We start from the raw sequence: 13081 nt of genomic DNA on the forward strand, positions 1-13081 counted from the left end.
GAGTCCAGCATGAAAATCGGTTTCGTCGGCCTTGGCATCATGGGGCGCCCGATGGCGCTCAATCTCATCAAGGGCGGTCATACAGTGACCGTCTGGGCGCGTCGCGCCGAATCCATGCAGCCCCTGATCGAGGCCGGCGCGATTGCCGCAGCCAGCCCGGCCGAGGCAGCGCGTGGCAATGAATTGCTGGTTTCAATGGTGGCTGATGCCCCGGACGTCGCCGAAGTCATGCGTAGCGTGGCGCAGGGCGCCAGCCCCGGACTGGTTGCGGTCGACATGAGCACCATCGCACCGGCTGCGGCGCGTGCCATTCACGCCGAACTGGCGGCGGCCGGGGTCGATTTCATGGATGCCCCGGTGTCCGGCGGCGAGGTCGGGGCCATTGCCGGCACCTTGTCGATCATGGCGGGCGGCTCAGCAGCGGCCTTCGCCACGGCGCATCCGGCTTTCGAATGCATGGGCAAGAATATCGTCCATGTCGGCGAAAGCGGCGCCGGACAAGTGACCAAGGCGGCCAATCAGATCATCACCGGCATGGGCGTGCTGGCCGTTGCCGAGGCCTTTGCTTTTGCCTCCAAGAATGGCGTCGACCGCAGCAAGGTGCGCGAGGCGCTGCTCGGTGGTTTTGCCTACTCGAAAATCCTCGAAAACCACGGTCAACGCATGCTGGACCGCAATTTCAAGCCCGGCTTCAAGAGCTGGATGCATGAAAAGGATTTGAATATCGTGATGCAGACGGCGCATGAACTGGGCCTCAGCCTGCCGGGGTCGGCGGCCACGGCGCAGATGTTCAATGCCATGGTCGGCTCCGGCCACGGCGAGGAAGATTCGATTGCCGTGCTCAAATTGCTTGAAAGCCTGTCGGGACAAACATGAAAGTCGGTTTCATCGGCCTGGGCGTGATGGGGCGTCCGATGGCGCTGCATCTGCAGCGTGCCGGACACGGCTTGCACGTCTGGGCACGGCGCCCTGAGTCGGTCGGCGATTTGCCGGCGACGGTCTGCGCCACACCGGCCGAATTGGGCCGCGCCTGCGAGGTCGTGTTTACCGTGATCACGTCGAGCGCCGATGTCGAATCGGTCGCGCTCGGCCAGTCCGGGCTGATCGAGGGTATGGCGCCCGGTTCGGTGCTGGTCGATTGCTCGACCATCGCGCCGGATGCAGCGCGCCGGATTGCCGACGGACTGCGGGAAAAGGGTATCGAGATGCTGGATGCCCCGGTGTCCGGCGGCGTTCAGGGCGCGATCGACGCCTCGCTGGCGATCATGGCCGGTGGCCAGGCCGAGGTGCTGGAACGGGTTCGTCCGCTGCTCGACTGTCTCGGCCAGCGGATTGTCCATGTCGGCCCGAATGGCGCCGGTCAGGTGGCCAAGGCGTGCAATCAGATGATCATGGTCGCGGCGATTCAGGCCGCCGCCGAAGCCATGCACCTGGCAGCTGCCTCCGGGGTCGATTGTGCTGCGGTCAAACAGGCACTGGCTGGCGGATCGGCGGCTTCGCGTGTGCTCGATGTGATGGGCGAGCGTATGGTTCGGCGCGATTTTTCGGCTGGCATCGAGGCGCGCCTGCATCACAAGGATTTCGGTCTGGTGCTTGAGGCGGCACGCAAAAGCGGCGTTCCGGTGGCGTTGACCGCAGCCGTCGGCCAGCAATTGAACGCCTTGATGGCGCAAGGCTGGGGGCGCGACGACACCTCGTCGCTGTTGCGCGTGCTCGAAGTGATGGGGCCGGCATGAGCCAGATTGCCCAATTGTCCGAAGCGGAAATCGAGGCGCGTTTCCATATCACCGGGCGGACCGAAATCCAGTTCATGTTGCTCGGCTTCGGTCGCGAACGTACGCCATTCACGGTTCTTTTCGGCCCGGAGCGCGAACCGTTTCCGACCCGCCTGCTCGGTGTTTTGCCGGACAAGGGACAGTTGGTTTTCGATTGCAGCGGAAGTCCGGAGCTTAATCGTCGCTTCCGCGAGAGCGAGCAGCATCTGTTCGTCGGGCGGCCCGGCGGCATTCAGGTCCAGTTTTCGGCCGGCCCGGCGATGGACGTCAATTTCGAGGGCGCCCGGGCCTTTGTCGTGACGCTGCCCAAGGTGCTGGTGCGTTTGCAGCGGCGCGAGAATTTTCGCATCGAGACGCCGCGCGTCCAGCCCTTGCAGTTTTTCGGTCGCTTGTCGGGCGGCGCGCTGCTCAATTTGCCGGCCCACGACATTTCGGTGTCGGGGATCGGGTTGACCGCAGCGATGCTACCCGATGATCTGATCGTCGGCCTGAAAATGGAGAATTGCCGGATTACCCTACCCGAGGACAGTGGCCCGCTGTTTACGGCCGTGTCGGTGCATCACCTGACCGAGCAGGAAGCTCGCTCGGGGCAGCGGCAATGGCGTATCGGCCTGAATTTCGACGACTTGCCCTTCGCCGATCAGAACCGGATTCAGCGTTACATCGTGCGGGTCGAGCACGAACGGCACGAACTGAGCTGATCAGGAAACAGGCCTGATATGTATGGTTCGTCGCATCGGTGCTTGTGTCCGGCGCACACGTAGTAACTTCCAGAATACGATCAGGCCGGCAATCGCCAGGAGAGCAGCGCCGCTGCCTGGCATGAACAGGTCGATGCGCCGCATACCGAGCAGCCCCATGACCAGTGCAGCGCCGTGGCGCAACCAGATGACCAGCCATTCATGTTCCTGCCGGAGCACACGGCCGACACCGGCTGCGGCGGGAATCAGGACCAGCATTGGTGTAAGTAGCGCCCCGAGGCCGAAAAGCAGCCCGAACCAGGCGCCGTGCGCGGCACTCCCGCCATGTGCGGCCGCTGCCAGCAAGGTGGCCAGTGGCGCGCAGGGGATCAGGGTCAGCCCCATGCCGAGCAGTATTGGCGATAGACCGTTCAGGCGCTTGATCGAGCCGCAACGGGCATGGCTTGGCCAACTTAGCCATGCCGCAGCAAACAGGCTGCTTAAGCCAATCACCAAATTTCCGATGCCGGATGCCAGTTCGCGCACAAACCACGCACCCAGCAAGCCGGCGAGTCCGCCAAGCAGGGTGTAGGAAATGAGCCGGCCGCCGAGAAAGAATGCGGTGTCACGCAGGCCGCTCGCGGCACCTTCTGCTTTGCCAAAGGCCAGTGTGCCGATGAAGGGCAGGCAGGTGACGGCGCAGGCGGTCAGGCCGAGCGACAGGCCCAGCAGAAAAACCGAAAATGCCGAAACTTCAGCTTCAGCCAGCATCGCTGCTCGCCACGACTGGTTTGCGGACAAACTTGATCGGTTTAGGCATGCCTTCTGGTGACTCGATCTTGACCCGATTTTTGTAATAGTCGCGGCTTGACGAGAAGAGTGCAAAGGGCCCGAATTTCACTTTGATGATGCCATCGTCCGGGCAGAATTCGGCGCAACGGCCGCACAGGGTGCAGTCCTCGCTGAATGCTTTCAGGCCATGCTCATGGTGTATTTCGGGAATGTCCATCGGGCAGGCTTTGGTGCAGATGCCGCACTTGTCGCATTTGTCGTTTTCGACCTTGACGAGTCTCGTCAGCGACAGATGACGGAAAGTGGCATTCATCGCCAGCATCGGGCAAATCCGGCAGAACGGCTGGCGCATGGCAAGCGCGCCGATCAGCGTGAAGCCGGTCAGGATGTTGGCAATCGCGCTGAGAATCATGCTGCCGGTCGATGTTTGCTTGAGCGCAATTTGCTCAGGGTCGCCGGTCAGCAGTGTGGTGGCGATGCGTGAGGGACAGATATCGCAATATGGATTACCCATCGAGTGTGGGGCAACGCCCATGCCGGCAAGAATCGGGACAAGAAAAACCAGCCCGAGCAGGATCAGCCATTTGACTGGCCGTGCCCGTTTCGCGGTTTTGTTGTCCAGCAGGTGTTGCGGGCGATTGAAACGTCGGCCGATTTTGTTGATCCACTCCTGGATCGTGCCGAGTGGGCAGACCCAGCCGCAGAAAGCCTTGCCGAGTACCGCAAAGAAAATCAGGAAGGTGCCGAGTGCGATCAGCGTCGGCATGATGACTCGCTGCGTGATCTGCTGTGCCTTGACCAGTGACTCGCCAATTCGGTGATGCATCTGGTGCTGCAGCGGGATCAGGACGCAATAGCCTCCGTTGCTCTTGTCGTAAGCGCAGGAAAGGGAAGGGAGCGCCGTAGAAATTTTATCGGCGGCGTAGTAACCGACGACGGTGCTTCCCCAGACGGTGATGAATAGCGTCAGTATCTGAACGATGAAGCGCAGGCGAGACAGGTTAGGGAGCATTTTTTTGATGAAATCAGGCATGTCCGGTCTCCTTGCGACGCAGTAGCGGCAGGGCCAGCAATATGCCAAGCGCCAGGAAGCCGAACCCCCCGGAAAGACTGCGTTCGCGCATCAGATCCGGGTAGTAGAAAAAATTGAAGGCACTGAGATGGTGTGTTTCGCCGTGTTGGTGTTCGGCCGCCAGGACAAATCCCTTGCGCGTTCGGGTCGCACCGGCTTGAGGATCAATCTCGGCCGGGTCGATGTCGCGCGGGAACGCGATATGAGCCACGCCTTGTGCATCGGTGATGACGCGTGACCGGGTTCCTGATTCCGTTTCGAATCGCACGCCGGTTCCGGCGAGTGGGGCGCCATCGTAGCGAACGTGAAAGGCCCAATCCTCACCTTCGCGCATGCCGCCGTGTTCCGGAATGTGGTCTGGGACAATTTCCAGCCCGGAGCGTTGCTGCTTGAGCAGACGGGTCGGTGCGTCGCCTTTGGCCGGGAAAGTCCATGCGGTGGTCGCCGTGACGATGGTATTGCCCCGGACTTCACGGGCGATGAGCCAGTGATGTCCGCCTTTGTCCGGGCTGGACGGGCTGACTAGCCAGCGATTGTTTTCAGGCGTCAGCTTTGCCGGCAATTCGGGATCGTTCGGGCTGTAGACCAGCAGTTCAGGGGCGCTCAGGTTGCGTGCTACCAGGCTCGCCTGGCCGCGTTCGGGGCGACCGCCACCCGGCGAAATAGCGGGCAGGGCGGTCCAGAAAGTTTCGCTGGCCGGCCTGCTATCGTTGCGCGTCGCCGCGTTGGGGGCGTGTGATTCGCCATGGCTGTAGGCGTTGCTGACGAACATCGATAGTCCGAGGAGGAAAGCGGCTTTCCCCATGGAATTTTGCTGTTGTACTGGTGTTGACCGCATTGCTTCCTCCCCGCGAGATCAGAATTTGGCGATCAGGCCGCTACTGACGGTGAAGCCCGGTGCTATGTAGCCGATACCTTCGTATTTTTTATCGCCAAGGTTGATCAGGGTCAGGCGCAGGCTGACGTCTTTGGTCAGCGTCTTGCTCAGGCCGGCATCGAAGGTCGTGTAGCCTTTATAAACGGTCGTGTTTGCTTCGTTCGAGTAGCGAGTGCCAACATAGTTGGCGACCCCGAAAGCGGTCAGGCCGAAGGGAAGGCTGAGGTCTGCTCTCAGGTAGGCCTGATGCTGGGGAACATTGGTCAGTTGCTTGCCTTCGAGGCTGCGGTTCTGGTCGTATTTGGTAATGATCGAGTCATTCTTGGTGTAGCTGGCGTAAAGCGTGGCCCATTCGGTGGCGCGCAACATGCCTTCAAATTCGAATCCGCGCGCCCGCACGCCGCCATAGTTCACCTTGTCTGTGGTGCCGGCCGGCGAGCCTGCGCGTTGAATGGTCGAGATGAAATCTTCCGCCGTCGTGTAGTAATAGGTCGATTTTGCGTAGGCGGTCTTGCCGAAATAGTAGTCAAGGCCAACATCGCGTGAGGTGGCTTTTTCCGGCTCAAGCAGAGGATTGCCATAAGCGACGGTCGTTCCGCGACGGCTGTTGCCGTACAACTGAGAAACGTCGGGGGAGTTGAACGACTTGCCGATCGATCCGCGTGCGATCAAGTCGTCCAGCAAGCGGTAACTGATGCCGCCTTTGGGCAAAAAAGCGGTTTCAGAACGTTCGGTCCAGGTGCCCTGATTCGGGAAGGAGGTCTTCGTGTCGCGGAAACTGCCGCTTGTCTTCCAGTTATCCCAGCGTCCGGCCAGGTTCAGGTTCAGGCCGCCGAAAGTCAGTTCATCCTGAATGAACAGGCCGCTACGCGTGACGTTGCCCCTGGTGACTTGCTGGCGTCCCGGTTCGGCCGGGTAGCGGTTGGTCATGGTCATCTCGCCATCGGCATATTCACCGCCGAAGGTCAGCTTCTGGTGCTGGCCGAGACGGTGGCTGCTCTGGGCGTGGAAGCCGGTTTCGCGGTCATCGAAGTTGCCGCTGTAGGCAATCCGGCTGGCCGCCGGTGTGCCGGGGGCTGAGACATCGGGGCTGGTGGCGTTCGGGGCATTGGCACTGTCGGCATCCATCTGGCCAATCCGGCTGTAGAGTACGACGGTGGTTTCCGATGACTCACCGAAGTGGCGGTAACGCGCTGAGCCCAGATATTGTTGACGATCCTGGGCGTTGTAGTCGGGGATGTTGTAGAGGCCGGTGGTGACGTCGCGCAGGTAGGAGAAATTGAAATCGAGCAGGTTGGCGTTATTGATTTCGTGAAAGAATTTTGCGCCGACATTGGTCTTTTCTGTCCCCGTCTTGGCGCGTTGGGAGAGCGGTGTGCTCGATGTCGAGGTATCCGGGCGCCACATGTTGTAGCCATCGCTTTCCAGATAGCTGGCGGAAAGCGCGAATCCGCTGCTTTCCCCGCGATACGACACCACACCGGCGCCGCGTTTGGTGTCCAGGCTGCCGTAATCCGCCTCAACGCGACCGTGCATGCCCGGTGCAGGCACCTTGGAAATGACGTTGATCACGCCGCCCATGGCATGGTTGCCATACAGCGCAGAGCCGGCGCCGCGTACGACTTCAATCCGTTCGACATCAATGGTGCCGAGCTGCGACCAGTCAACCTGGCTGTCATATTGGACATTCATCGGAATGCCATCGACCAGAACCAGTGTCCGGCCATTGCCAGGCAGGCCGCGCGAGTAGGTCTGGGCGATACGGTTCGGTGAAGAAGCATCCATGCGGGCCGCGTAAACGCCGGGGACGCCTTGCAATACCTGGTCGACCGTGGTGGCTCCAGACTTCTCGATGCGTTCCTTGTCAATCACCGTTACGGCAGACGAAATATCCTTGATGCTGCGCTCGGTTTTGGTGGCTGTAACAACCATTTCTGAGAGCAGGGGATTGTTTTCTGCGGCCTGGATGGCCAATGGGAAACTGAGCGCAAAGACCAGCGAAAGCTGTCTGTTAACAGGTGAAAGGGGAAACATGATGACCTCGGGTATGAATGCGGATTTCAAGCAAAACTTGAAATAATCGGCCCGGAGTCTAGTTTTTGTGGCTTTTGCCCACAATGTGGCATATTGCCGCGCGACAAATTGTCACATTAGTTTGGGGAGATATAAAAATCTACCTGTCGGCGAGATTTTGAGCTGGCTTGTTTTTATGTACGCAGCAGGCTCAGGTTTTATTCGGTGTGGGGGCTACCATTGCGCAGGGGAAACTATTTGTGCGGGGCTTTCGGCGCATGAATCCGGATCGGCTTGCTTGAAGCGCGCGCCCGCAGTTGCCCGCAGCCGCCATCGACATCCTGACCGGCCGAGTCGCGCAGGCGGGCCAGGATGCCGCTCTGGTGCAGGCGTCCGGCCATTTCACCGGCGCGTGCCGCCGACGGGCGCTCGAAGCCCAAGCCTTCGTTGCTGTTGTAGGGGATGAAATTCATCATCGCGTACTTGCCCTTGAGCAGACGAATGATGCCCTCCAGTTCCTCATCGCTGTCATTGACGCCGGCCAGCAGCGTCCATTGATACTGGATCGGGTAGCCGGTGGCGCGGGCGTATTGCTCGCCCAGTTCGACCAGTTCCTCGGGGGCTATGCGCGGCGCCTTGGGCAGCAGTCTGGCGCGCAGATCGGCCTTGGTCGTGTGCAATGACAGGGCCAGCGCCGGCTTGACCGGGCCTTGCGGCAGACGCTCGAAGGCACGGTGGTCGCCAACCGTCGAGAAAACCAGGTTCTTGTGACCGATGCCGGCCGAGGTGCCGAGCGTTTCAATCGCTTCCATCACGTTGTCGAGATTGTGCGACGGCTCGCCCATGCCCATGAAAACGACCCGGCTGATCTTGCGCATGCGTCGGGCGAGAACCACCTGGGCAACAATTTCGGCGCTGCCGACCTGGCGCAGCAAACCTTCCTGGCCGGTCATGCAGAACAGGCAGCCGACGGCGCAACCGACCTGGGTGGAAACGCACAGCCCGTCGCGCGGCAGCAGTACGCTTTCAACGGTCTGGCCATCGGCCAGTTCGACGAGCAGGCGGGCCGAACCATCCTCGCCGGGGTGTTCGGAGCGCAGGCGGACCAGACCGTCGAGTTGTGCGGTCAGTGCCGGCAGCAGATTGCGTACGGCCAGCGGCAGGAAATCCTCGGCCTTGCGGTGCCGGGTATCGAGGCCGACCAACTGGGTCCAGGCACGCAGCACGCGCTCTTCATGGCAGGATTTGGCGCCGGCCGCACGCAGCTGCTGGCGGATTTCTTCGATGCGCATCAGGCTTGGGCGGGAATTTCGCCGCAGGTGTCGCAGCGGTGGATTTCGATGGTCGCATGCACGATTTCTTCGTGGATGGCGAGTTGCTGGCGGATGTCCAGCGCCTGCAAGCTGGTGTCGTGGGTCAGCACGCTGAGCGCGCAGGCATAAGCGCCGTTACCGACGCGCCAGACGTGCAGGTCGGTCAGTTCGGTCTGGCCGGCAGCCGGCAGGCTGGCGATCACCTCACGGATTTCCTCGACAACCGGGTGGTCCATCTCGCGGTCGAGCAGTACGCGGCCGGACTGGAGCAGCAGGTTCTTGGCCCACAGTGCGACGAGTACGGCGCCGACCAGACCCATCGCTGGATCGAGCCAGTCCCAGCCGTAGAACCAGCCGCCGAGCAGCGCGACGATGGCCAGTACCGAGGTGGCTGCGTCGGTGATGACGTGGATGTAGGCGGCCTTGAGGTTGAGGTCTTCGTGATGGTGGTGGTCGTGTGCGTGGTCATGGCCGTGGTGGTGATCGTGGCCATGACCATGATCGTGATGCTCGTGCGAGTGGCCGAGAATCAGCGCACAGGCGAGGTTGACCGCAAGACCGAGTACGGCGACGGCAATTGCTTCCGGGTAGTGGATGGTTTGCGGCGACCACAGGCGTTCGAGCGAGCCGGCCACCATCAGGCCGGCGACGCCGAGCAGGGCGATGGCGCTGGTGTAGCTGGCCAGGATCTCGATTTTCCAGGTGCCGAAGGCGAAGCTCGGGTCGTTGGCGTATTTGCGCGCCGCGCCGTAGGCAAAGGCAGCCAGGCCGATGGCCAGTGCGTGCGAACTCATGTGCCAGCCGTCGGCAAGCAGAGCCATCGAGTTGAACCACCAGCCGGCGACGATTTCGAGCAGCATGGTGGCGATGGTGATCCACATCACGATGCGTGTACTGCGTTCGGCTGCGGCGTTGCCCTGGCTGAATTGGTGGTCGTGCAGCCAGCGGGAAAGATCGTGTTTCATTGTTGTCCGTAAGTGGCGAATTGCTGCAGCACGGCGTTCATTTCGTCGTCGGACAAAAGGATCGGTTGGCCAAGCTGGCAGGCGCGCCAGTATTGTTCGCAAAGCTCTTCGAGTTCGCCGGCCAGCGCCAGGGCTTCGTCGAGATCGCGGCCGGCCACCAGCATGCCGTGATTGGCCAGCAGGCAGGCCTTACGCTGGTGCATGGCGGCCATTGCTGCGGTCGACAGGGCTTCCGAGCCGAAAATGGCGTAATCGGCGCAGCGGATGGTGTTGCCGCCGAAACGGGCAATCATGTAATGGAAGGGCGGAATGTCGGCGCGCAGGCAGGCCAGGCTGACGGCAAACGGCGAATGGGCGTGCAGCGCGGCGCCGACTTCCGGGCGCGCGGCGTAAAGGTCGCGGTGAAAGCGCCATTCGGAGGAGGGCTTGCGCCGTCCCTGATGCGAACCGTCGAGCGCCATCAGCGGAATATCATCGGCGAGCAGTTGCTCGTAGCGCATCCCGGTCGGCGTGATGTAAAAACCGTCGCCGCTGCGCACGCTGACATTGCCGGAGGTGCCGCGATTCAGGCCGGCCGGACCCATGGCGCAGGCGGTGGCGATCAGTTGCTGGCGCGGGTCAGACACCGGCTTCTTCCGGATAGAGTGCGAGCAGTCCGGCCTGGCTGGCCGGGCAGACGCCGCGTTCGGTGATGATCGCCTTGACCAGCCAGTTGGGGGTCACGTCGAAGGCCGGGTTGGCGACATCCTCGCCGGCCGGCAATTGCCGCAGGGCGGCGGGCTGGCCGTGTTGGTCGAGACCGTGAACCAGACGGAATTCATCGCCGTCGCGCTCTTCGATCGGGATGTCGGCGCCGTCGGCACAGGCAAAATCGAGCGTCGAGCGCGGCGCAGCAACGTAGAAGGGAATGCCGTTGTCGGCGCAGGCGAGGGCTTTCAGGTAAGTGCCGACCTTGTTGGCCACATCGCCGTTGGCGGCGATACGGTCGGCGCCAACGATCACCGCATCGACTTTGCCGCTGCGCATCAGCAAGCCGGCGGCGTTGTCGGCAATCAGCGTGTGCGGCACGCCGTGTTGTTCCAGTTCCCAGGCGGTGAGCAGCCCCTGGTTGCGCGGCCGGGTTTCCGAGACCCAGACATGAACCGGTACCCCGGCATCGTGCGCGGCGTAGACCGGTGACAGGGCGGTGCCCCAGTCGACGGTGGCCAGCCAGCCGGCGTTGCAGTGGGTCATGATGTTCAGTGTCTGGCCGTCGGCGACGATCAAGTCATTCCACAATTTCAGGCCGTGCTGGCCGATGGCCGCATTCTGGGCGACATCTTCCTCGGCGATCGCTTCGGCTTCGGCCCAGGCAGCAGCGCAGCGCAGTTCGGGCGGGACGGTGCGCAGGACTTTTTCCATGCGCGCCAGCGCCCAGTGCAGATTGACCGCTGTCGGCCGGGTCGACCGCAGTACGGCTGCTGCGCTGGCCAGATGGGTATCGTCAGCCGTCGTGCCGAGCGCGATGGCCAGCCCGTAAGCCGCCGTTGCACCGATCAGTGGTGCACCGCGTACCTGCATGGCGCGGATGGCGTGTGCCGCCTCGGCCAGCGTCGTGAGGCGAACCCAATGCAGCGCATGCGGCAACCGCGTTTGGTCGATGATGTCGATGACGCGCTGTTCGGGATGGGCGCGCAGGGTGCGGGTCGGAATGCCGTTGATGTTCATGTTTGCCGTGGGATTGATTCAGGCGAAATTTCGCCACAGCCGACATTTTGCCGGTCCCGGCCCGGCCTAGGAAGTGTTGCTTGCAATTTCACGCCATCGCTTCGCCGCTGGGGCGGGCCGAGACTTGTTGAATGACGCCGGATGCCGCAAGATTTGCCCCTTTCCGACCGTGGACCGCAGCATGCAAACCTCCCTCCAGATCGACTCCCGTTTCCCGCAGATGGGCACGACCATCTTCACCGTGATGAGCCGCATGGCCGCCGAGTGCGGCGCGGTCAACCTGTCGCAGGGCTTTCCGGATTTTCAGGCCGATCCGGCGCTGTTCGACGCGGTGCACAAGCATATGCGCCAGGGCCGCAACCAGTACGCGCCGATGGCCGGTATGCCGGAGTTGCGCCAGGCCATTTCAGACAAGGTCGCTGCGCTGTACGGTCCGCGCTACGACGTCGAGTCCGAGGTGACGGTGACGGCCGGGGCGACGCAGGCCCTTTTTACGGCGATTGCCGCCTTTGTCCGACCGGGCGATGAGGTCATCGTCTTCGATCCGGTCTACGACAGCTACGTGCCGGCGATTGAAACGGTCGGCGGCAAGGCGGTTTATGCCCGTTTGCAGTTTCCCGACTACACGCCGGACTGGAATCAGGTGGCGCAGCTGATCACGCCGAGGACGCGGATGATCGTGCTCAACTCGCCGCACAACCCGACCGGTAGCCTGCTGAGTGCGGTCGACCTCGACAAACTGGCCGAATTGCTGCGTGGCACGAATATCGTCGTGCTCTCCGACGAAGTTTACGAACACATCCTGTTCGATGGCGAAAAACACGCCAGCCTTTGCGCCCATCCCGAACTGGCCGAGCGCAGCATCATCGTTTCCAGCTTCGGCAAGACCTACCACATCACCGGCTGGAAAATCGGTTACGTCGTCAGCCCGGCCGAACTGATGGCCGAATTCCGCAAGGTGCACCAGTTCAATGTCTTCACCGTCCACACCCCATCGCAACTGGGTTTGGCGGAATACATGCAGGATGCTTCCCGGCACCTCGGTTTGGCCGATTTTTATCAGGAAAAGCGTGATTTCTTCCGCAAATTGATGGCTGAAACACCTTTCGAACTGCTGCCCTGTCGCGGCACCTATTTCCAGCTGGCGCGTTACAACGCGATCTCCGATTTGCCCGATCGCGCCTTTGCCGAATGGATGACGCGCGAAGTCGGCGTCGCCGTGATCCCGGTCTCGGTCTTTTATTCAGATGGCCGCGACGATCGTGTCGTCCGTTTTTGCTTCGCCAAAAAGGAGGAAACCCTTCTGGCCGCGGCCGATCGCCTATGTAAAGCATTTGTGAAGTAGCGTTAAATTATGAGTGGCGCCTTGACGCTGGTCGGGGCCGCCGAGAATAATCCCGCCATTACATAACATTCAACAGAGGAACCCGTATGAGCATGCTTCAGGAATTCAAGGAATTTGCAGTCAAGGGCAACGCCATGGATCTCGCCGTCGGCGTGATCATCGGTGGCGCCTTCGGCAAGATTGTCGACTCCATCGTCGGCGATCTGATCATGCCGCTGGTCAGCCGCATTGTCGGCAAGCTGGATTTTTCCAACCTTTTCATCGTGCTCGGCGACAACCCGAACAACCTGATGGCGCTGGCCGAAATCAAGAAAGCCGGCATCCCGGTTTTTGCCTACGGCTCCTTCCTGACCATCCTGGTTAACTTCATCATCCTGGCCTTCATCATCTTCATCATGATCAAGCAGATGAACCGCCTGCGTACGCCGGCCGCACCCGCTGCCGATGCCGCACCCGCCCCGACGCCGGAAGACATCACGCTGCTGCGTGAAATCCGCGATTCGCTGAAGAAATAAATTTCTTCCGCCCAAGAAAAAAGCCGC

General features: G+C 61.5%; 13 protein-coding genes. 5 read left to right on the top strand and 8 right to left on the bottom strand.

Translation table 11 applies throughout. The annotated features are described in order from the left end of the window. Positions 1-9 precede the first annotated feature (9 nt). The 3 genes from KI614_RS03755 to KI614_RS03765 are packed head-to-tail and all read left to right on the top strand — an operon-like array spanning position 10 to position 2476. Positions 10-876, top strand: coding sequence for an NAD(P)-dependent oxidoreductase (locus KI614_RS03755; protein WP_226407985.1), 867 nt, complete (start codon positions 10-12; stop codon positions 874-876). After that, entirely contained in the window at positions 873-1736 is an 864-nt protein-coding gene (locus tag KI614_RS03760; protein WP_226407987.1) for an NAD(P)-dependent oxidoreductase, read from the top strand. Before KI614_RS03755 ends, KI614_RS03760 begins: the two co-directional genes overlap by 4 nt. Continuing rightward, positions 1733-2476: a flagellar brake protein gene (locus tag KI614_RS03765; protein ID WP_226407989.1), complete on the top strand. Its 744-nt coding sequence runs from the start codon at positions 1733-1735 to the stop codon at positions 2474-2476. The genes KI614_RS03760 and KI614_RS03765 overlap by 4 nt, the downstream gene beginning before the upstream one ends. Here KI614_RS03765 and KI614_RS03770 read toward each other — a convergent pair whose 3' ends face one another. From KI614_RS03770 to mtnA, 8 genes are all read right to left on the bottom strand, one after another. Next, entirely contained in the window at positions 2477-3226 is a 750-nt protein-coding gene (locus KI614_RS03770; RefSeq protein ID WP_226407990.1) for a sulfite exporter TauE/SafE family protein, read from the bottom strand. Continuing rightward, complete coding sequence (locus KI614_RS03775) at positions 3216-4280, bottom strand: 4Fe-4S binding protein (protein ID WP_226407991.1); 1065 nt, start codon at positions 4278-4280, stop codon at positions 3216-3218. The genes KI614_RS03770 and KI614_RS03775 overlap by 11 nt, the downstream gene beginning before the upstream one ends. Next, on the bottom strand, positions 4273-5124 hold the full coding sequence (locus KI614_RS03780) for a DUF4198 domain-containing protein (protein ID WP_226407992.1): 852 nt from the start codon (positions 5122-5124) through the stop codon (positions 4273-4275). The genes KI614_RS03775 and KI614_RS03780 overlap by 8 nt, the downstream gene beginning before the upstream one ends. Positions 5125-5175: 51 nt before the next feature. Then, positions 5176-7230, bottom strand: a complete 2055-nt coding sequence (locus KI614_RS03785) for a TonB-dependent receptor (protein WP_226407993.1) — start codon at positions 7228-7230, stop codon at positions 5176-5178. 233 nt (positions 7231-7463) lie between these two features. Beyond that, complete coding sequence (locus KI614_RS03790) at positions 7464-8501, bottom strand: RNA methyltransferase (RefSeq protein ID WP_226407994.1); 1038 nt, start codon at positions 8499-8501, stop codon at positions 7464-7466. Continuing rightward, positions 8501-9487: a CDF family Co(II)/Ni(II) efflux transporter DmeF gene (dmeF, locus tag KI614_RS03795; RefSeq protein WP_226407995.1), complete on the bottom strand. Its 987-nt coding sequence runs from the start codon at positions 9485-9487 to the stop codon at positions 8501-8503. The genes KI614_RS03790 and dmeF overlap by 1 nt, the downstream gene beginning before the upstream one ends. Further along, positions 9484-10071, bottom strand: a complete 588-nt coding sequence (locus KI614_RS03800) for a class II aldolase/adducin family protein (protein WP_413464189.1) — start codon at positions 10069-10071, stop codon at positions 9484-9486. The genes dmeF and KI614_RS03800 overlap by 4 nt, the downstream gene beginning before the upstream one ends. 34 nt (positions 10072-10105) lie before the next feature. Further along, the gene (mtnA, locus tag KI614_RS03805) at positions 10106-11194 is read right to left on the bottom strand and encodes an S-methyl-5-thioribose-1-phosphate isomerase (protein ID WP_226407997.1); all 1089 of its coding nucleotides are present in this window, start codon (positions 11192-11194) and stop codon (positions 10106-10108) included. Positions 11195-11375: 181 nt separating this feature from the next. Between mtnA and KI614_RS03810 the strand changes: the two genes are divergently transcribed. Then, positions 11376-12539, top strand: a complete 1164-nt coding sequence (locus tag KI614_RS03810; RefSeq protein ID WP_226407998.1) for a pyridoxal phosphate-dependent aminotransferase — start codon at positions 11376-11378, stop codon at positions 12537-12539. An 86-nt stretch (positions 12540-12625) separates the two neighbouring features. Beyond that, on the top strand, positions 12626-13054 hold the full coding sequence (gene mscL, locus KI614_RS03815; RefSeq protein WP_226407999.1) for a large conductance mechanosensitive channel protein MscL: 429 nt from the start codon (positions 12626-12628) through the stop codon (positions 13052-13054). The last annotated feature ends 27 nt before the right edge of the window (positions 13055-13081 follow it).

The organism is Dechloromonas denitrificans (genome assembly GCF_020510665.1).
GTDB classification, from domain to species: Bacteria; Pseudomonadota; Gammaproteobacteria; order Burkholderiales; family Rhodocyclaceae; genus Azonexus; species Azonexus denitrificans_B.